The 18,627-nt window shown below is 37.1% G+C and carries 19 protein-coding genes, 1 pseudogene and 1 CRISPR repeat array; of the genes and pseudogenes, 14 read left to right on the forward strand and 6 right to left on the reverse strand.

The window, feature by feature from the left end:
* Positions 1-19: 19 nt before the first annotated feature.
* The 5 genes from AAFQ93_RS04425 to csn2 all read left to right on the forward strand — a co-directional run bounded on the left by AAFQ93_RS04425 (position 20) and on the right by csn2 (position 7,339).
* Positions 20-916 carry a TDT family transporter gene (locus AAFQ93_RS04425; RefSeq protein ID WP_375555715.1) on the forward strand — a complete coding sequence of 299 codons (897 nt, stop codon included), beginning with the start codon at positions 20-22 and terminating at the stop codon, positions 914-916.
* A 310-nt stretch (positions 917-1,226) separates the two neighbouring features.
* Positions 1,227-5,480 (forward strand): type II CRISPR RNA-guided endonuclease Cas9, encoded by a 4,254-nt coding sequence (cas9, locus tag AAFQ93_RS04430; protein ID WP_375555716.1) that lies wholly within the window; start codon positions 1,227-1,229, stop codon positions 5,478-5,480.
* Complete coding sequence (cas1, locus tag AAFQ93_RS04435) at positions 5,480-6,346, forward strand: type II CRISPR-associated endonuclease Cas1 (protein ID WP_223140653.1); 867 nt, start codon at positions 5,480-5,482, stop codon at positions 6,344-6,346. The genes cas9 and cas1 overlap by 1 nt, the downstream gene beginning before the upstream one ends.
* Complete coding sequence (cas2, locus tag AAFQ93_RS04440; protein ID WP_223140654.1) at positions 6,343-6,687, forward strand: CRISPR-associated endonuclease Cas2; 345 nt, start codon at positions 6,343-6,345, stop codon at positions 6,685-6,687. Before cas1 ends, cas2 begins: the two co-directional genes overlap by 4 nt.
* Positions 6,677-7,339, forward strand: coding sequence for a type II-A CRISPR-associated protein Csn2 (gene csn2 / locus AAFQ93_RS04445; RefSeq protein WP_223140655.1), 663 nt, complete (start codon positions 6,677-6,679; stop codon positions 7,337-7,339). Before cas2 ends, csn2 begins: the two co-directional genes overlap by 11 nt.
* Before the next feature lie 90 nt (positions 7,340-7,429).
* Positions 7,430-7,860: a CRISPR direct-repeat array (repeat unit 36 nt; unit sequence GTTTTAGAGCTATGTTGTTTCGAATGGTTCCAAAAC).
* Positions 7,861-8,148: 288 nt separating this feature from the next.
* On the opposite strand, the gene AAFQ93_RS04450 is transcribed toward csn2, so the two are convergent.
* From AAFQ93_RS04450 to AAFQ93_RS04465, 4 genes are read right to left on the reverse strand one after another with little or no spacing between them, the layout of a single operon-like run.
* Positions 8,149-8,688 (reverse strand): DUF3278 domain-containing protein, encoded by a 540-nt coding sequence (locus tag AAFQ93_RS04450; RefSeq protein WP_223140656.1) that lies wholly within the window; start codon positions 8,686-8,688, stop codon positions 8,149-8,151.
* A gap of 12 nt (positions 8,689-8,700) precedes the next feature.
* Positions 8,701-9,042 (reverse strand): hypothetical protein, encoded by a 342-nt coding sequence (locus AAFQ93_RS04455; protein WP_223140657.1) that lies wholly within the window; start codon positions 9,040-9,042, stop codon positions 8,701-8,703.
* Between the two features lie 10 nt (positions 9,043-9,052).
* A complete protein-coding gene (locus AAFQ93_RS04460) occupies positions 9,053-9,595 on the reverse strand; it encodes a DUF3278 domain-containing protein (protein ID WP_223140658.1) in 543 nt (180 codons plus the stop codon).
* Positions 9,596-9,609: 14 nt separating this feature from the next.
* Positions 9,610-9,804 carry a helix-turn-helix transcriptional regulator gene (locus tag AAFQ93_RS04465; RefSeq protein WP_006152985.1) on the reverse strand — a complete coding sequence of 65 codons (195 nt, stop codon included), beginning with the start codon at positions 9,802-9,804 and terminating at the stop codon, positions 9,610-9,612.
* A gap of 207 nt (positions 9,805-10,011) precedes the next feature.
* Here AAFQ93_RS04465 and AAFQ93_RS04470 point away from each other — a divergent pair, with 207 nt between their 5' ends.
* A complete protein-coding gene (locus AAFQ93_RS04470; protein WP_223140659.1) occupies positions 10,012-10,845 on the forward strand; it encodes a metallophosphoesterase family protein in 834 nt (277 codons plus the stop codon).
* A gap of 65 nt (positions 10,846-10,910) precedes the next feature.
* Here the strand turns inward: AAFQ93_RS04470 and AAFQ93_RS04475 are convergent.
* Positions 10,911-11,135 (reverse strand): annotated as a pseudogene (locus AAFQ93_RS04475) (amino acid ABC transporter substrate-binding protein); the annotation flags it as partial.
* 137 nt (positions 11,136-11,272) lie between these two features.
* On the opposite strand from AAFQ93_RS04475, the gene AAFQ93_RS04480 reads away from it, so the two are divergent.
* The 6 genes from AAFQ93_RS04480 (at position 11,273) to brnQ (ending at position 16,398) form a co-directional block, all read left to right on the forward strand.
* Positions 11,273-11,773 (forward strand): hypothetical protein, encoded by a 501-nt coding sequence (locus tag AAFQ93_RS04480; protein WP_223140660.1) that lies wholly within the window; start codon positions 11,273-11,275, stop codon positions 11,771-11,773.
* 195 nt (positions 11,774-11,968) lie between these two features.
* Complete coding sequence (locus tag AAFQ93_RS04485; protein ID WP_000670142.1) at positions 11,969-12,574, forward strand: nitroreductase family protein; 606 nt, start codon at positions 11,969-11,971, stop codon at positions 12,572-12,574.
* Positions 12,575-12,583: 9 nt separating this feature from the next.
* Entirely contained in the window at positions 12,584-13,984 is a 1,401-nt protein-coding gene (gene pepV, locus AAFQ93_RS04490; protein WP_375555717.1) for a dipeptidase PepV, read from the forward strand.
* 53 nt (positions 13,985-14,037) lie between these two features.
* Positions 14,038-14,628: a uracil-DNA glycosylase family protein gene (locus AAFQ93_RS04495; protein ID WP_223140663.1), complete on the forward strand. Its 591-nt coding sequence runs from the start codon at positions 14,038-14,040 to the stop codon at positions 14,626-14,628.
* A complete protein-coding gene (locus AAFQ93_RS04500) occupies positions 14,625-14,906 on the forward strand; it encodes a rhodanese-like domain-containing protein (RefSeq protein ID WP_223140664.1) in 282 nt (93 codons plus the stop codon). Before AAFQ93_RS04495 ends, AAFQ93_RS04500 begins: the two co-directional genes overlap by 4 nt.
* A gap of 166 nt (positions 14,907-15,072) precedes the next feature.
* Positions 15,073-16,398, forward strand: a complete 1,326-nt coding sequence (brnQ, locus tag AAFQ93_RS04505; protein WP_223140665.1) for a branched-chain amino acid transport system II carrier protein — start codon at positions 15,073-15,075, stop codon at positions 16,396-16,398.
* Positions 16,399-16,444: 46 nt separating this feature from the next.
* Here the strand turns inward: brnQ and AAFQ93_RS04510 are convergent, their stop codons facing one another.
* Positions 16,445-16,981 carry a DUF1307 domain-containing protein gene (locus AAFQ93_RS04510; protein ID WP_049502908.1) on the reverse strand — a complete coding sequence of 179 codons (537 nt, stop codon included), beginning with the start codon at positions 16,979-16,981 and terminating at the stop codon, positions 16,445-16,447.
* A 134-nt stretch (positions 16,982-17,115) separates the two neighbouring features.
* Between AAFQ93_RS04510 and AAFQ93_RS04515 the strand changes: the two genes are divergently transcribed.
* On the forward strand, positions 17,116-18,153 hold the full coding sequence (locus tag AAFQ93_RS04515; protein WP_223140666.1) for a M42 family metallopeptidase: 1,038 nt from the start codon (positions 17,116-17,118) through the stop codon (positions 18,151-18,153).
* A 1-nt stretch (position 18,154) separates the two neighbouring features.
* Positions 18,155-18,616, forward strand: coding sequence for an HIT family protein (locus tag AAFQ93_RS04520; protein ID WP_223140667.1), 462 nt, complete (start codon positions 18,155-18,157; stop codon positions 18,614-18,616).
* The last annotated feature ends 11 nt before the right edge of the window (positions 18,617-18,627 follow it).

Raw genomic sequence — 18,627 nt, forward strand, 5'->3', positions numbered from 1 at the left:
ATGACTATTGGAGGTTCACATGAAAAAACTCCCCTTGGCCTTTTCAGGGTGCTTATTGGGATTGGCTGGAGCAGGCAATCTCATATTGGATACTGTTCCGCTATTGTCGCACGTCTTTAGTTTGTCAGGCTTGATTTTATGGTTTTATTTTTTATACAGTCATCTTAGTGATTGGCAAGAAAGCCAGCAAGAACTTAAGAAAGCTCCTCTATTATCGGGAATGGCGACCTTTCCCATGGCAGGGATGATTTTATCAACCTACTTACTGCGAATCTTACCTACGAGTATGAGTATCATGGCGCAAGCTCTTTGGTGGTTTGCTTTTCTTCTAGATGTAGGTTTAATCATCTACTTCACTAAAAATTATGTTCAGACTAAACCAAGAACGAGCGCAACGCCAAGTTGGACAGTTCTTTATGTGGGGATAGCAGTAGCAAGCTTGACCTACCCAGTGGTGGGCATAGTCGAGATTGCCTATGGTGCTTGGATTTTTGGCTTTACCTTAACCCTTTTCCTTTATACTCTGATTTATCAAGATTTGAAAAGTAATCCATTGCCACAGGCTTTACTGGGGCAAGAAGGAATCTACTGTGCTCCCTTTTCTCTACTGTTGGCAGCACTCGTTCGGATCGGAGGTTCAGGTCTTCATGGCTGGATTTTGCTAGTCATGATCCTTGCTTCACAAACTTTCTTTTTCTTTGTCCTCAGTCGTTTGCCAAGGATTTTAAAACAGGGATTTCAACCAGCTTTTTCAGCCCTAACCTTCCCAACTATCATCACAGCAACATCATTGAAAATGGCCCAAGGCATTCTACAGTTTCCAGTCCTTAACCTCCTCGTTTGGTTAGAGATTATCATTTGTTTAACAATCCTTGTCTATGTATTAGTAGAGTATATGCGGTATTTAAGAAACTAAAAAAGCCCCTAGCACTGAAGAAGTGTTAGGGGTTGAATAGTTTTAGTAGTTAAATTTAAGTTCATTTATAAAAAAATATTTTTATTACTTATTTTGAAAACGCTACAATATTATTTGTTTTTTTATCAAATTAGGAGTACAATAAATTGGTATAATAAAATAAAAAAGCACCGAAACGGTGCGCATTAATGATTATGGATAACCATATTTTAACTCAAAAGAAAAATCTTTTGGCTGTGTTGTTTCGAATAGTTCCAACATAGTTATTATACAAAAAATAAAATCGAAAATCAAGATAAGGAGTAGTTTAATGGCGAAATTTAATAAAAATTATTCAATTGGATTGGATATAGGTGTATCTTCTGTTGGCTACGCCGTTGTCACTGAAGATTATAGAGTACCTGCTTTAAAATTTAAAGTTTTAGGTAATACAGAAAAAGAAAAAATAAAGAAAAATTTAATCGGTTCTACCACCTTTGTGCCAGCTCAATCAGCTAAAGGAACTCGAGTATTTCGTGTTAATCGTCGTAGAATTGATAGAAGAAATCATAGAATTGCCTATTTACGAGATATTTTTCAAAAAGAGATTGAAAAAGTCGATAAAAATTTTTATCGTAGATTAGACGAAAGTTTTAGGCTGCTTGGTGATAAAAGTGAGGATCTACAGATAAAACAGCCATTTTTTGGTAATAAAGACTTGGAAACTGCCTATCACAAGAAGTACCCTACGATTTACCATTTACGAAAACACTTAGCTGACGCAGATAAAAATTCTCCCGTAGCTGATATTCGAGAAGTTTACATGGCCTTATCACATATTTTAAAGTATAGAGGGCATTTTTTAACGTTAGATAAGATCAATCCTAATAATATCTATATGCAAAACTCTTGGTTTGATTTTATTGAAGCTTGTCAAGAAGTTTTTGATTTGGAAGTCTCTGATGAATCTAAAACCATAGCAGATATATTTAAGTCCAGTGATAACAGACAAGCTAAAGTTAAAAATATACTATCCTATTTCCCAAAAGAGCTTGAAAAAAAGGATAAAAGTATTTTTAAACAACTGTTACAGCTATTATTTGGTTTAAAAACGAAATTTAAAGATTGTTTTGAGTTAGAGGAAGAACCAGATCTCAATTTTTCTAAAGAAAACTATGATGAAAATTTAGAAAACCTTCTTGGTACATTAGAAGATGATTTTTCCGATGTATTTGATAAACTAAAAATTTTACGTGATACTATCCTTTTATCTGGTATGCTAACATACACTGGAGCAACTCATGCTCGCTTTTCTGCTACTATGATCGAGCGATACGAGGAACATCGCAAAGATTTGCAACGCTTCAAATCTTTTGTTAAACAAAATCTATCTGAGCAAGATTATTTAGATATTTTTGGCAGAAAAACACAAAATGGTTTTGATATAGATAAAGAAACAAAGGGATATGTTGGATACATATCTAATAAGATGGTATTAACTAATTCACAGAAACAAAAAACAATACAACAAAATTTTTATGATTATATTAGTGGAAAAATAACTGGTATCGAAGGAGCAGAATATTTTCTTAATAAAATATCAGATGGAACATTTTTAAGAAAACTTCGTACATCTGACAATGGAGCTATTCCTAATCAAATTCATGCTTATGAACTAGAAAAAATTATCGAAAGACAAGGGGAGGATTATCCTTTTCTACTAGAAAACAAGGATAAATTACTATCTATCTTGACATTTAAAATTCCTTATTATGTTGGTCCTTTGGCAAAAGGAAATAATAGTAGGTTTGCTTGGATTAAACGAGCGACTAGTCAAGATGTTTTAGATGATAATGATGAAGATACTAGAAATGGTAAGATACGTCCTTGGAACTATCATAAACTGATAAATATGGATGAAACTAGAGATGCCTTCATCACCAATCTAATAGGAAATGATATTATTCTCTTAAATGAAAAAGTTTTACCAAAACGTAGTTTGATCTATGAAGAAGTTATGCTCCAAAATGAACTAACTCGGGTTAAGTACAAAGATAAATATGGTAAAACTCACTTTTTAGATTCTGAGCTCCGACAAGAAATAATCAATAACATATTTAAAACGAATAGTAAACGTGTTAGTTCTGCAATGCTCCTTGATTACTTGGAGAATTACACAAATTTACAAGCGGTTGAAATTGTTTCGGGAATTGAAAAAGACAAATCCCTTAATTCTACTTTAAAAACATATAATGATTTCAAAACTATTTTTTCAGAAGAATTTCTAGATTCTGAAATCTATCAAAAAGAGTTAGAGGAGATTATCAAGGTTATTACTGTTTTTGATGATAAAAAATCTATTAAAAACTACCTTACAAAATATTTTGGACATCTTGAATTTTTAGATGAAGAGAAAATTAATCAACTCTCAAAATTGCGCTATACAGGTTGGGGACGTTATTCTGCGAAGTTATTATTAGATATTCGTGATGAGGATACGGGTTTTAATCTATTGCAATTCCTTCGAAACGATGAAGAAAATCGTAATTTAACTAACCTCATTTCTGATAACACCTTATCTTTTGAACCTAAGATTAAAGCCATTCAATCTAAATCAACTGTTGAAGATGATGTTTTTGACGAAATTAAAAAATTGGCTGGTAGTCCAGCTATCAAACGAGGAATTTTAAATAGTATTAAAATTGTTGATGAACTGGTTCAAATTATAGGATATCCACCCCAAAATATTGTCATTGAAATGGCTCGTGAAAATATGACTACAGAAGAAGGACAAAGAAAGTCAAAAACTCGTAAAACTAAATTAGAATCTGCACTAAAAAATATTGAAAATAGTGTATTAGAAAATGGGAAAGTTCCACATTCAGACGAACAGCTACAATCTGAGAAATTATATTTATACTATCTTCAAAATGGGAAAGATATGTACTCCTTAGATAAAACAGGAAGCCCTGTCCCCTTATACCGAGATCAGCTCGATCAATACGAAGTCGATCATATTATCCCCTATAGTTTTTTACCAATCGATTCAATTGATAATAAAGTATTAACTCATAGGAAAAATAATCAAAGAAAGTTGGATAATATACCGGACAAAGAAACAGTTGCTAATATGAAACCTTTCTGGGAGAAATTATATAATGCAAAACTAATTTCTCAAACGAAATATCAAAGATTAACTACTAGCGAACGAACTCCTGATGGTGTTCTGACAGAGAGCATGAAAGCTGGCTTTATTGAACGTCAATTAGTCGAGACACGACAAATGATAAAACATGTTGCTCGCATACTAGATAATCGTTTTTCAGACACCAAAATCATTACTTTAAAATCTCAACTAATTACCAATTTTAGAAATACCTTTCATATTGCCAAAATACGTGAACTAAATGATTATCACCATGCTCATGATGCTTATCTTGCTGTTGTTGTAGGACAAACTCTTCTTAAGGCCTATCCCAAATTAGCTCCTGAATTGATATATGGCCACCATGCTCACTTTAATCGACATGAAGAGAATAAAGCAACGATAAGAAAGCATCTCTATTCTAACATCATGAGATTCTTTAATAATCCATATTCTAAAGTTAGTAAAGACATTTGGGATTGTAATAGAGATTTGCCAATCATAAAAGATGTCATCTACAAATCTCAAGTCAACTTTGTCAAACGAACAATGATTAAAAAAGGAGCATTTTATAAACAGAATATTATACCTAAAAATAGTTCTGTCACTGTTGATAAACGTTTTCCAATAAAAAACAAAAAATATTTAGATCCAAAACTTTATGGTGGTTACTATGAACGAAATTCAGCATTATCGGTTTTTATAATTGGGCAAAGATTCAATAAGAACAATAAATTAAAAGTCGTTAAAGAATTTTACGATATCAATATTATTGATTATCCATGGTTTAATACTAACCCAATGAGTTTTTTTAATGATGATTCTGAAAATGGCTTTCTTACAAAGAATAATTTACAGAGTGTTCAAGCGTTTTATAAGATACCTAAATATTCACTTATTCAAAAAAATGATGGAACAAGAATGCTTTTTGAAAGCACAACCAATTTCCATAAAGCTACTCAGTTTAAGTTAACAGAATCACAAAATGAACTGTTCTTTCATATGAGACGTCTCTTGACTAAAACGGATTTTATGGACTTAAAATCTGAAAAATCTATAAAAGAAAGTCAAGATTTCATAATGAGTCATAAGGAAGAATTTGACAACATAGTTAATGGTCTGTTTGAATATGCTGAAAAACAGTTAGGAAGTAAATCACTATTTACTCAGGCTCACGAAGCATACAAGCTAAGAAAATATCCTGTTTTTAATTTAAGTGAAGAAATTATTCGATACTACTATGATAATCTCTTAAAACTCTTTTCTTTGACAAAGAGTGGTACTAGCAGTGGCTATGTAGTGGGGCTGTTTGAAGCTCCTAAATTACGAAATGCTGTTTATAAAGCAACGAAGGATGAAAGTAAAGCCACCCTCATCCACCAATCCATCACTGGTCTCTACGAGACTCGGATTGACTTAAGTAAACTAGGAGAAGACTGATGGGATGGAGAACCGTTGTTGTTAATACGCACTCTAAACTCTCCTACAAGAACAACCACTTGATTTTTAAAGATGCCTCTCGGACAGAGTTGATTCACCTGTCCGAGGTGGACATCCTTCTTTTGGAGACGACGGATATCGTTCTCTCCACTATGCTGATAAAACGCTTGGTGGATGAAAATATTCTGGTTATCTTTTGTGATGATAAGCGCTTGCCAACTGCTTACTTAATGCCCTACTACGGTCGACACGACTCCAGTTTGCAACTCTCTCGACAAATTGCTTGGGATGAGGATACTAAGGAACAAGTTTGGACCACCATTATTGCACAAAAAATTCTCAATCAGGCTTTTTATTTGGGGAGTTGTGGTTTTCTGGAGAAGAGCCAGTCCGTCATTGATCTATATAATGGTTTAGATCTATTTGACCCAAGCAATCGTGAGGGACACGCAGCACGGATTTATTTCAACACCTTGTTTGGGAATGATTTTAGTCGTGAGCAGGATAATGGTGTCAATGCTGCCTTGGACTATGGTTACACCTTGATTTTGAGTATGTTTGCGCGTGAGATTGTATTGTCTGGCTGCATGACCCAATTTGGATTGAAACATGCCAATCAGTTCAATCAATTCAATCTGGCTAGCGATATTATGGAACCTTTTCGTCCGATTATTGACAGAATCGTCTACGAAAATCGAAACAGTTCTTTTGTCAAAATCAAACGAGAACTTTTCACTATTTTCTCAGATACCTTCCACTACAATGGTAAGGAAATGTATCTGACGAATATCGTCAGCGACTATACTAAGAAAATCATTCAATCCCTCAATCAACCGGAGAAAGGAGTTCCTGAGTTTAGGATATGAGTTATCGATATATGCGTATGATTTTAATGTTTGATATGCCGGTTGATACCGCAGAGGAACGTAAGGCCTATCGGAAATTTCGGAAGTTCCTCATAGATGAAGGATTTATTATGCACCAATTCTCCATCTATAGCAAGCTCTTGCTCAATAACTCTGCTAATAATGCCATGATTGAACGCCTTAAGACGCACAATCCTAAAAAAGGAAATATTACTCTCTTAACCGTTACAGAAAAGCAGTTTTCTCGCATGATTTACTTAAATGGTGAGCGAAATACCAGCGTAGCAAACTCCGATGCACGTTTGATTTTTCTAGGAGAGGAGCCTAGAGATGAAGATTAATTTTCCATTATTAGATGAACCATTAGCTATTGAAAATGCGACCTTTTTAGTATTGGAAGACCAGTTTACCTTTTCAGCTATCGTCAAGCAGTTCTACCAATACACTGATGATGGGGAGTTGAAGTTGTTTGCCAGAAATCTAAAAGCTCTAAAAGAGTCTGAATTACTAGTGATAACGGATGTCTTAGGATACAATCTCAACTCACCTGCTATGATTAAACTGATACATGCAGATCTTGAAAATCAGCTCAATGATAAACCAGAAGTCAAATCCATGATTGAAAAGCTAGTAGCTACGATTACAGAATTGTTAGCATTTGAGTGCTTGGAAAATGAACTAGACCTGGAGTACGATGAAATCACCATTCTAGAGTTGATTGATGCGTTAGGAGTCAAAGTTGAAACTCTGAGCGATACTCCTTTTGAAAAGATGCTAGAAATTATCCAGGTTTTTAAGTATCTTTCCAAAAAGAAACTCCTTGTTTTCATCAATGCGACAGCCTATCTATCAAAGGATGAGTTAGCAAATCTGATAGAGTACATCCAGCTCAATCAACTAAGTGTTTTATTTGTCGAACCTCGAAAAGTATATGATTTTCCGCAGTATGTGCTGGACCAAGACTATTTCTTGAACCCTGAAAATATGGTATAATAAAAGTAATAATTGGAACCTGACGAGCTGAAGTCTGGCTGGGACGAATGGCGCGATTACGAAATTTCGTGAAAAAAATTTTTCTACGAGGTTTTAGAGCTATGTTGTTTCGAATGGTTCCAAAACGACGGCAACCACTGGATAGGTATTGGGATAGTTTTAGAGCTATGTTGTTTCGAATGGTTCCAAAACTTAGGCGCTCAACGTCTTCATTCAAGACTGGTTTTAGAGCTATGTTGTTTCGAATGGTTCCAAAACAAATAGTGAATTTACTGAAATAGAATTGTAGTTTTAGAGCTATGTTGTTTCGAATGGTTCCAAAACCTTTATCATATCGAACGCACAAGAGAACTAGTTTTAGAGCTATGTTGTTTCGAATGGTTCCAAAACTAACCCAGAGCATTTCAAGTACGGATTGAAGTTTTAGAGCTATGTTGTTTCGAATGGTTCCAAAACTTGGACAGATTATATTCTTGTCTATTTCAGTTTTAGAGCTGTGTTGTTTCGAATGGTTCCAAAACGGTTCAAGTATAATCATCTACAACACAGCAGGTTAAAATAAAGCTTTGTCCGTACATAACTTGAAAAAAGTGAGCGCCGATTCGGTTGCTAGGAAGTCATCCGCAAAGATGGCTTTTTCGTTTTAAAGAGAGATGAAGCAGGCAGTCTTTAAAATCATAAAAACGCATATTACCAGGCATTTAAAAACCTTGATATTATGCGTTTTATAACAGAAATATTTTATTTTTCCATTCTCTCCTAAAATTGAGTTTATCACTCCGCTTATTGACTGTAATCCAAGCTTTCTCCTACTGTTCTTCATGTTCGGATAAAAAATAATAAGTCATAGTACCAAAGATTGATCCTACTCCAAGTCCTACTAGTAGGAAAAATGCGATCATTTTGAGTTCAAGAAACTGCAAAAAGAAATCTGTAATGGAGTGATTTTCAAGGATTACTTTTTTGGAAAATAGGATAAATAAGTAGAGAGTTGGGATGCTGGTTCCAACTATCCAACTTCTTAACTTGATTTGACGCTTGCTGTAAGTGATTTGTGGAATCTCGGATTGATCATCATCTTCTAAGTGGAGCCCTCTAGTAGAATACCTTGCCTTGAGACTGAGGGCAAAAATCATCAAGAAGTAGAGATAGGGTATAGCTGTTCGAACTATCTCTATAAAGCGCCCAAACAAAAGATAGAACAGGAAGAGAAAGAAGGAAGAGTAAAAGATTTGGACCATGGAACGGGCGCAAGCCTTATAGATGACCTCTTGACGGCATTCATCAAAGGGTCCTTGGATATGAAAGAAATTTCGAACTAAGCGAGTGGTTAAGTCTTCTTTTTTCATGGTAGTGACCTCTTAATAACCTTGTTTTTGATTAGCTTCTTTAAAGAGTTGATAGAGAGTATAGAAGTAGACTAGACTAAAAATGATACAGATGGTTAGAAATAGGAGATATCTCCAATCCATAGAATTCGTTAACAGTTGTGGGAAAGATACGAGGATAAAGCAGAGAGATGCGTTTAAGAGGCGTATTTTTTTTGATGTGATTTTCTGAAATCTTTGTCCTTTGTTCAAGACAGGAAGGGCTAAGAGGAAGATGATCAGAAAAGGACGCGTAATTTGGCCATAAACCAGGAAAACTGTCATAAAGATACTGATCAAAATATGACTGAGAATTAAAGTTTGTAGTGATTTCATAAGTTTCCTCCTAATCGTCGTCTTGATCTTCTCTAGCTTTTTGAATACGAAGAGTGATGACAATATGCACTGTTAATCCGAAAAAGAAGGCTGCAACGATGGTTGACAAGATACTTCTTGTATTCAAAAGAGCGGTAAGATAGCTTTTGCTATCATCCATTAGGATATTGAGAAGTGGCATTCCAAATAACATGACTATTCCATAGATCAGACCAGCTTTAAGTCCGGGATTACGTAACTGTTTCTTTTCCTTCTGGCTTAACATATCAGGATCGATAGCAGCAATACCAGTTTTTTTAGTTTGAGTAGTGACATAGAAAGCACAACCCAAGGAAACCAGAAAAATAATGATTGGATATCCGAAAGCGACCATTTGGGGATATTTATAAGCAAGAACAAAGGGGATGAAATTGCCTAGAGTCATGAGGTAAAAGAGAATCATAAAGACTTTATTCCCGATGTGGTCAGCCTCGCGTCGTTTGTGTTCATCAAGTGGCCCTGAAATGCCATAGATACGTTTGATTAGTTTTTCATAGAGGGGTTCTTTTTTCATTTTTCTTCTCCTTTTTAAAAATCATCCTCCCAAAAGAGACTGTTGAGGTCAGTTTGGAGGCTTCGAGCGAGATTGAGACAAAGTTCCAGGGTAGGATTGTACTTGTCGTTCTCAATCATGTTAATGGTTTGTCTCGAGACACCAATATCCTTGGCAAGTTCGAGTTGGGACTTTCCCAGTTCCTTGCGAAATTCTTTTACACGATTCATGCTTCCTCCTTTTTATTTATGTCACATATATTTGACTATAGTATATTCTTTTAAAAATAAAATGTCAACTATTTTTGACACATTTTTAAAAGAATCTTGGTGATAATATTTCTATGTGAAAATCTTCTAGCGATTTTATGGTATAATGAAGAAAAATAAGAGTGATTTGGATACCCTGAATGCTATCCAATAAAGAAAGAGCAGAAAATGAACCATAAGATTGCAATTTTATCAGACATTCATGGCAATACGACGGCCTTAGCTGGAGTGCTTGAGGACGCAAAAAATTTGGGAGCGACTGAATATTGGCTTTTGGGAGATATTTTTCTACCTGGGCCGGGAGCGAATGACTTGGTGGCTCTTTTGAAAGATCTACCCCTTACAGCATCCGTTCGAGGGAATTGGGATGATTGTGTCTTAGAGGCTTTAGATGGGCAATATGGTTTAGAGGATCCAGAAGAAATTCAGCTTCTCAGGATGACTCAGTTTCTGATGGAGGACCTAAAGCCAGAGCATATTGATTGGTTGAGAAATCTATCTATGATAGCCAAGAAAGAAGTTGAAGGCTTGCGTTTTTCTCTTTCTCATAATTTACCTGAGAAAAATTATGGTAGAGATTTACTGGTTGAAAATAATACTGAAAAATTTGACCAGCTACTTGATGAAACTACTGATGTTGCTGTCTATGGGCATGTCCATAAACAGCTCCTACGTTATGGTAGCCAAGGCCAACAAATCATCAATCCAGGTTCGATTGGTATGCCTTATTTTGACTGGGAAGGGCTGAAAAATCACCGAGCCCAGTATGCCTTACTTGAGATTGAAAATGGTGAGTTAGTCAATATTCAATTTCGTAAGGTTGCCTATGATTATGAAGCAGAGCTAGAATCAGCCAAGGAAAAAGGACTTCCTTTTATCGAAATGTATGAAGAGTTGCGACGAGAAGACAATTACCAAGGCCATAACAGAGACTTGCTGGCTAGCCTCAATGAAAAATATGGATATGTCGAGGATGTCAAAAATTATTTTGATTTTTTGTAAGAGTTGCTTTAACGAACAAATACTTAAATAAAACGATTGGACTAGCCAATCGTTTTTAATATATCTTATTGTAATTGAGATTGATCTGGTAGGTAAGAACCACCGAGATAGGTTTTGCTGAGTTTTTCAAGGGTTCCATCTTGGTAGAGTTCTTTGAGGACCTTGTCAAATTGGTCTTTAAATTCTTTTTGGTCACTTGAGAAGATGATGTAGTTGTTTGGATTATCATTGCTCTCCAAGTCGACTACGTTTAAGTCTAAACCTCGGTCTTGAATAATTTTTTGAACATTTTCGATAGATTTAATATAGATTTTAAAAATAGCGAACTCAAAGATCTTTTTAGCTTCAATAATTCGGTAAATGTTTGATAATGAAATTATTTTATTTTAAAATATAGGTATCATAAAACTATTTAAAGGAGATAGTCATGAAAAAACTTCTTACTGCGGGCCTTGTGCTCTTATCAGTTGCAACTTTAGCAGCTTGTGGAAATAAATCTTCTGATTCTGCAAGTAAAGCTTCAAGCTCGACTGAACAAACATCTGCTTCATCAAAAACAGATAACTCAAAGACAAACACATCTGAAGTTACTCTTTTAACAGATGAAGAACTCGACAACGCTAAAACAATTGGAGATATGAAAACTCTTTTTGGTAAGTTGATTGACAGCTATAAGAAATATGTTGAAGAAATCGGTGGCAAAGTTCCAGAAGCTCAAAAAGATGCTTTTAAACAACAAGTGGAACCTGCTCTTAACTCACTAGAAACTTCAAGAAAGGCATTTAATGATGGATTGTCAAGCGCTGGTTCTGATGATACAGAAATGCCAGAAGAAGCACGCACTGTTTTCCTTCAACAATTGAAGACTGCACGTGATGCTATGAAACAAGCGATTGAGTCTGCAAGTAAAATTGTTTCAGCGCAATAATATGAGTAAAGTAGGCGAGTAATCGTCTACTTTTTCTTATGCAAAAAATTTTTACTATAGCTAGCAACTAAATCGAAAAGTATGTAATTCCTGATTAAGAGTTGGAATAAAGATCTCTACATTATGAAAAATCTCTGCAAGCTCTTTCAGAATGTGGTAAAATGGAAGCAATAGAAATAGAAAAGGAAATCAATTATGAAATTTCTTGAGTTAAATAAAAAACGTCATGCGACCAAGCATTTTATTGATAAACCTGTCGATCCGAAGGATGTTCGTACAGCTATCGAAATCGCAACCTTGGCACCAAGCGCTCACAACAGTCAGCCTTGGAAATTTGTCGTGGTTCGTGAGAGAAATGCTGAACTAGCAAAATTAGCTTACGGTTCAAACTTTGAGCAAGTAGCATCTGCACCTGTAACCATTGCCTTGTTTACAGATACAGACTTAGCTAAACGTGCTCGCAAGATTGCCCGTACTGGTGGTGCCAACAATTTCTCAGAAGAGCAACTGCAATACTTCTTGAAAAATCTTCCAGCTGAGTTTGCGCGTTACAACGAACAACAAGTCAGTGACTACTTGGCTCTTAATGCTGGGCTTGTAGCTATGAACTTGGTCCTTGCTTTGACTGACCAAGGAATCGGATCAAACATTATCCTTGGTTTTGACAAATCAAAAGTCAATGAAGTCTTGGAAATCGAAGAACGCTTCCGTCCAGAGCTCTTGATTACAGTGGGATACACAGATGAGAAGTTGGAACCAAGCTATCGCTTGCCAGTAGATGAAATTATCGAAAAAAGATAGGAAGAAAAAATGACAGTTATTGATTTTACAGCAGAAGTAGAAAAACGTAAAGAAGACCTCTTGGCTGACTTGTTTAGCCTTTTGGAAATCAACTCAGAACGTGATGACAGCAAGGCAGATGCTGAGCATCCATTTGGACCTGGGCCAGTAAAAGCCTTGGAAAAATTCCTTGAAATCGCAGACCGTGATGGCTACCCAACAAAAAATGTTGATAACTACGCAGGACATTTTGAGTTTGGTCAAGGAGAAGAAGTTCTCGGAATTTTTGCCCACATGGACGTAGTGCCAGCAGGTAGCGGTTGGGACACTGACCCTTATACTCCAACTATCAAAGATGGTCGTCTTTATGCGCGTGGTGCTTCTGACGATAAGGGCCCTACTACAGCATGTTACTATGGTTTGAAAATCATCAAAGAATTGGGACTTCCAACTTCTAAAAAAGTTCGTTTCATCGTGGGAACAGACGAAGAATCAGGTTGGGCAGATATGGACTACTACTTTGAGCATGTAGGACTTGCAAAACCAGACTTTGGTTTTTCTCCAGATGCTGAATTCCCTATCATCAATGGTGAAAAAGGAAACATCACAGAATACCTCCACTTTGCTGGTGAAAATACTGGTGCAGCTCGTCTTCACAGCTTCACAGGTGGTTTGCGTGAAAACATGGTTCCAGAATCAGCAACAGCAGTCGTTTCAGGTGACTTAGCTGACTTGCAAGGGAAACTAGACGCTTTCGTTGCAGAGCACAAACTCAGAGGAGAAATCCAAGAAGAGAACGGTCAGTACAAGGTGACTGTAATTGGTAAATCAGCCCACGGTGCTATGCCTGCTTCAGGTGTCAATGGTGCGACTTACCTTGCCCTCTTCCTTAGCCAATTTGCTTTTGAAGGACCTGCAAAAGACTACCTTGACATTGCTGGTAAGATTCTCTTGAATGACCACGAAGGCAAGAACTTGAAAGTAGCTCATGTGGATGAAAAGATGGGTGCTCTTTCTATGAATGCTGGTGTCTTCCGCTTCGACGAAGCAAGTGCTGACAACACTATTGCCCTTAACTTCCGTTATCCAAAAGGAACAAGCCCAGAGCAAATCAAGTCAGTTCTTGAAACCTTGCCAGTTGCTTCAGTTAGCCTTTCTGAACATGGTCACACTCCTCACTATGTGCCAATGGAAGATCCGCTTGTCCAAACCTTGTTGGATGTTTATGAAAAACAAACAGGTCTTAAAGGTCACGAACAAGTTATCGGTGGTGGAACATTTGGACGTCTCTTAGAGCGTGGTGTAGCCTACGGTGCTATGTTCCCAGATTCTATCGATACTATGCACCAAGCCAACGAATTTATCGCCTTGGATGATCTCTTCCGTGCAGCAGCTATCTACGCTGAAGCTATTTACGAATTGATCAAATAATGATCTAGAAGTCTGAGATTTAATGCTTGGACTTCTTTTTGGAGGGAAAACAGATGTCACAAATCGAAAACATCAAGCAAGCTATTATGGCGGATTCCCAGAATGCCAGTTATACTGAGCAAGGAATCCAACCTCTCTTTGCGGCCCCAAAAACTGCTCGTATTAATATCATTGGGCAGGCGCCAGGTCTCAAAACCCAAGAAGCAGGGCTATACTGGAAGGATAAAAGTGGGGACCGCTTGCGCGAATGGTTGGGTGTGGATGAAGACACCTTTTACAACTCAGGTTACTTTGCAGTCATGCCCATGGATTTCTACTTTCCAGGTCATGGGAAATCGGGTGATCTGCCACCTCGTCCAGGTTTTGCAGAAAAATGGCATCCAGAACTCTTGAAGGAATTGCCAGATATTCAATTAACACTCTTGATTGGGCAGTATGCCCAAGCCTACTATCTGCATGAGAAGGTCAGTGGCAAGGTGACAAACCGTGTACATCGATTTAAAGATTATTTACCAGAGTACTTTCCACTAGTTCATCCTTCACCTCGTAATCAAATCTGGATGAAAAAAAATCCCTGGTTTGAAGCAGAGGTGCTTCCTAATTTGAAAGATAGAATCCAAAAAATTCTCGGAGAAGAAAAATGAAAGAAATTACTTTTAACGATTTTTACCAACTTTACCAGAAAGAGTCGCTTTCTGTATTGGATGTGAGAGAAGTAGAGGAATTTGAAGCTCTTCATTTAGAAGGTGCTCTTAATTACCCTCTGAGTCAACTGGCAGATACTTATGATCAACTAGATAAAGCCCAGCCTTACTATGTGATTTGTAAATCAGGAATACGTTCCGCACGTGCCTGCCAATTTTTAGCAGAACAAGGCTATAAGGTTGTCAATGTCCAAGGTGGCATGGATGCCTTTGAATAAGAAAAATTTCCTTCGAAACCTTTAAAAAAATAGGAAGGCTTCGAAGGATTTTTTTGCATTAAAATTCGGAAAATTGAAAACATTTCAGAATTGTTTCGTGATAGCCTTTTCTAGCCTTTAATCATGTTATACTAAGAAAGTATTTTATTTTTAATAAGGAGAGTTTATGGCTAAAAAAGGTGCTTTAACAGGATTACTCCTGTTTGGAATATTTTTTGGAGCAGGTAACTTGATTTTCCCTCCAACTCTAGGCGCACAGTCTGGAGAAAACTTCCTTCCTGCCATTGCAGGATTTGTATTTTCAGGTGTTGGGATTGCCGTCCTAACCTTAATCATTGGAACCCTTAATCCAAAGGGCTATATCTATGAAATTTCTAAGAAAATTTCACCATGGTTTGCGACAATTTATCTTGCAGCTTTGTACTTGTCGATTGGTCCATTCTTTGCCATTCCACGTACAGCAACGACATCATTTGAAGTTGGTATTAGTCCGCTATTAGATCAAGCAGATAAAGGTTTAGGTTTGATTGTCTTCACCATTCTATACTTTGTAGCTGCATACCTAATCTCCTTGAATCCTTCAAAAATCTTGGATCGTATCGGTCGAGTCTTGACTCCAGTTTTTGCCATCTTAATTGTTATTCTGGTTATCCTTGGAGCTTTCAAGTATGGTGGGAACGCACCACAAGCAGCTTCAGGAGCTTATCAAGCTTCCGCCTTTGGAGCTGGTTTCTTAGAAGGATACAACACACTTGACGCGCTTGCTTCGGTTGCCTTCAGTGTTATTGCAGTACAAACCTTGAAACAACTTGGTTTTTCAAACAAGAAAGAGTACATTTCAACCATCTGGGTGGTTGGAATCGTTGTAGCACTCGGATTTAGTGCTCTTTACATCGGTCTAGGTTTCTTGGGCAATCATTTCCCAGTAACAGAAGAAGCAATGAAGAGTGGAACTCCGGGAGTTTATATCTTGTCTCAAGCGACTCAAGAAATCTTTGGTTCTACTGCTCAGCTTTTCCTTGCGGCTATGGTAACTGTTACTTGCTTTACAACGACTGTAGGGTTGATTGTATCAACTGCCGAGTTCTTTAACGGACGTTTCCCACAAGTCAGCTACAAGATTTATGCGACAGTCTTTACCTTGATTGGTTTTGCCATTGCAAATCTTGGTTTGAGTGCTATTATTAAGTACTCTGTGCCAGTTCTCGTTATTTTGTACCCAATTACGATTGCCATTGTCATGATTGTGATTGTGAACAAGTTTGTTGCTCTTTCAAAACCAGGAATGCAATTAACGGTTGGTATTGTCACAGCCATTGCTATTGCAAGTGTTTTAGGATCTACTTTTAAAGTTGAGATCCTTGCAAATATCGTGAACGCTCTACCATTTGCGGAGGCTTCTCTGCCATGGTTGGTACCAGCTATTATCGGTATTCTACTTTCTCTTGTTCTTCCAAATAAACAAGAAAGTGAAGCTTTTGAAATGGAATAAAAAAACTTGGCATCGGCCAAGTTTTTTTCTATTTAGTCTTAGTTGCTTAGTTTTTTTCTGTATAACCAAGGTCTGTTAACATTTTCTTAGAGGCTTTAAAACTTACGTTTTTTCCAACGCCTGAGTATTCTTCTGGTAAAGCTTTTCTAAGTTCGTCAATGCTTGCAACTGAAAGATCGATTTCAAGATCTTGAACGACTTTACCATCTTTAACTTCGATTGAGAAGGTTACCCCTTTGAGTCCCTTATAGCCTTTGTAGGTTTCTTCAAGAATACTTTTTACAGCATCTGCAGTATTATTGAGGACTTCAGGGTCAGCTACATTATGAGCAGTTTGTTTGACAACATTATCACCGTCAACCGTATATGTTAAGGTTGATACGACACCAGGCTGAGAATCGTTCACAAAGGTAGCAGTTTTTAATTCTGATTTCTTTTCAGTAGTACTAGATTCAGAAGTTTTTACCTCAGTCGTTTCTGGTGTAGAAGAGCTAGAAGAAGTGGTTGAAGATTGTTTTGAACATCCCAACAAGAATACCAAAGGCAAGGCTAAGAAAAGTGTCGTTTTGAAATATTTGTTCATTTTGTATTCCTTTCATCATAACGCTTTACTTAATTTTACCATAGATTAATTTTAAAATCAAAGTATTTTAAGTTTTTCTTTTTTGCACATACTACGATGGGAAAAGTGATATAATGGTAACAAGAGGTGAAAAAATGAATCAAACTGTAGAATATATCAAAGAACTAACTGCTATTGCGTCACCAACAGGTTTTACGCGTGAAATTACGAATTATCTAGTTGAGACGCTTGAAAAACTAGGCTATCAACCTGTCCGTACTGCTAAAGGTGGAGTTAACGTTACTGTTAAAGGTAAAAATAATGAGCAACAACGCTATGTAACTGCCCATGTGGATACCCTGGGAGCTATCGTTCGTGCTGTTAAACCAGATGGTCGACTCAAAATGGATCGTATTGGTGGCTATCCTTGGAACATGATTGAAGGCGAAAACTGCACGGTCCATGTAGCTAGCACAGGTAAAACCGTATCAGGTACGATTTTGATCCACCAAACTTCTTGTCACGTTTACAAAGATGCTGGAACTGCGGAACGTACACAGGACAATATGGAAGTTCGTTTGGATGAAAAAGTGACCAATGAAAAAGAAACACGCGCACTCGGTATCGAGGTTGGTGATTTTATCAGCTTTGACCCACGAACTGTCGTGACTGAGACAGGCTTTATCAAGTCTCGTCATTTGGATGACAAGGTCAGCGCAGCTATTCTCCTTAATCTCCTCAAAGTCTACAAAGAAGAAGGGATTGAACTTCCTGTCACTACGCATTTTGCCTTTTCAGTCTTTGAAGAAGTGGGGCATGGTGCTAACTCAAGTATCCCTAGTCAAGTTGTCGAATATCTAGCTGTGGATATGGGAGCAATGGGAGATGATCAGCAGACAGACGAGTACACAGTGTCTATCTGTGTTAAAGATGCTTCTGGTCCTTACCACTATGAATTCCGTCAACACTTGGTAGCTCTCGCAAAAGAGCAAGACATTCCATTCAAACTAGATATCTATCCATTTTACGGTTCTGATGCTTCTGCAGCAATGTCAGCTGGAGCAGAGGTTAAGCACGCTCTTCTAGGGGCAGGTATCGAGTCAAGTCACTCATACGAGCGTACTCATATTGATTCTGTAGTGGCTACTGAGCGTATGGTGGATGCTTATCTCAAGAGTGAGTTGGTGGACTGAGATGTGCTTGATTTGTGATCGAATTGAACTCATCCAGTCTGGTGATAATCCCTACTTTGTAAAAGAACTGGAAACAGGCTATGTTGTCATCGGAGACCACCAGTATTTTGAAGGCTACACTCTCTTTCTAGCCAAGGAACATGTCACAGAATTACATCATCTAGATCCAAGTGTCAAACTTCAATTTTTAGAGGAAATGAGTCTGGTGCAGGAAGCTGTCTCTAAGGCTTTTTCTGCTGAAAAGATGAATGTAGAGTTGTTGGGAAATGGAGACGCTCATGTCCACTGGCATATTTTTCCTAGACGAGCTGGTGATATGAAGGGACACGGTCTTAATGGTCGTGGTCCAGTCTGGTGGGTTCCATGGGAAGAAATGATTGCTGAAGAATATCAGGTTAAGGGAAGTAAATTAGAAGACTTGATTGCAAGATTATCTGAGACTTTAAACCAGATGATTAAATGAAAGGATAACAG

This window comes from Streptococcus nidrosiense (assembly GCF_042140045.1).
Classification (GTDB): Bacteria; Bacillota; Bacilli; order Lactobacillales; family Streptococcaceae; genus Streptococcus; species Streptococcus nidrosiense.

Coding starts and splice junctions, on each gene's coding strand:
- csn2 (WP_223140655.1), top strand. CDS start 6,677: ATGAAGATTAATTTTCCATTATTAGATGAACCATTAGCTATTGAAAAT.
- pepV (WP_375555717.1), top strand. CDS start 12,584: ATGACAGTTATTGATTTTACAGCAGAAGTAGAAAAACGTAAAGAAGAC.
- AAFQ93_RS04465 (WP_006152985.1), bottom strand. CDS start 9,804: ATGAATCGTGTAAAAGAATTTCGCAAGGAACTGGGAAAGTCCCAACTC.
- AAFQ93_RS04520 (WP_223140667.1), top strand. CDS start 18,155: ATGTGCTTGATTTGTGATCGAATTGAACTCATCCAGTCTGGTGATAAT.
- AAFQ93_RS04500 (WP_223140664.1), top strand. CDS start 14,625: ATGAAAGAAATTACTTTTAACGATTTTTACCAACTTTACCAGAAAGAG.
- cas2 (WP_223140654.1), top strand. CDS start 6,343: ATGAGTTATCGATATATGCGTATGATTTTAATGTTTGATATGCCGGTT.
- AAFQ93_RS04495 (WP_223140663.1), top strand. CDS start 14,038: ATGTCACAAATCGAAAACATCAAGCAAGCTATTATGGCGGATTCCCAG.
- AAFQ93_RS04455 (WP_223140657.1), bottom strand. CDS start 9,042: ATGAAATCACTACAAACTTTAATTCTCAGTCATATTTTGATCAGTATC.
- cas9 (WP_375555716.1), top strand. CDS start 1,227: ATGGCGAAATTTAATAAAAATTATTCAATTGGATTGGATATAGGTGTA.
- AAFQ93_RS04485 (WP_000670142.1), top strand. CDS start 11,969: ATGAAATTTCTTGAGTTAAATAAAAAACGTCATGCGACCAAGCATTTT.
- AAFQ93_RS04470 (WP_223140659.1), top strand. CDS start 10,012: ATGAACCATAAGATTGCAATTTTATCAGACATTCATGGCAATACGACG.
- AAFQ93_RS04480 (WP_223140660.1), top strand. CDS start 11,273: ATGAAAAAACTTCTTACTGCGGGCCTTGTGCTCTTATCAGTTGCAACT.
- AAFQ93_RS04515 (WP_223140666.1), top strand. CDS start 17,116: ATGAATCAAACTGTAGAATATATCAAAGAACTAACTGCTATTGCGTCA.
- AAFQ93_RS04460 (WP_223140658.1), bottom strand. CDS start 9,595: ATGAAAAAAGAACCCCTCTATGAAAAACTAATCAAACGTATCTATGGC.
- brnQ (WP_223140665.1), top strand. CDS start 15,073: ATGGCTAAAAAAGGTGCTTTAACAGGATTACTCCTGTTTGGAATATTT.
- AAFQ93_RS04425 (WP_375555715.1), top strand. CDS start 20: ATGAAAAAACTCCCCTTGGCCTTTTCAGGGTGCTTATTGGGATTGGCT.
- AAFQ93_RS04510 (WP_049502908.1), bottom strand. CDS start 16,981: ATGAACAAATATTTCAAAACGACACTTTTCTTAGCCTTGCCTTTGGTA.
- AAFQ93_RS04450 (WP_223140656.1), bottom strand. CDS start 8,688: ATGAAAAAAGAAGACTTAACCACTCGCTTAGTTCGAAATTTCTTTCAT.
- cas1 (WP_223140653.1), top strand. CDS start 5,480: ATGGGATGGAGAACCGTTGTTGTTAATACGCACTCTAAACTCTCCTAC.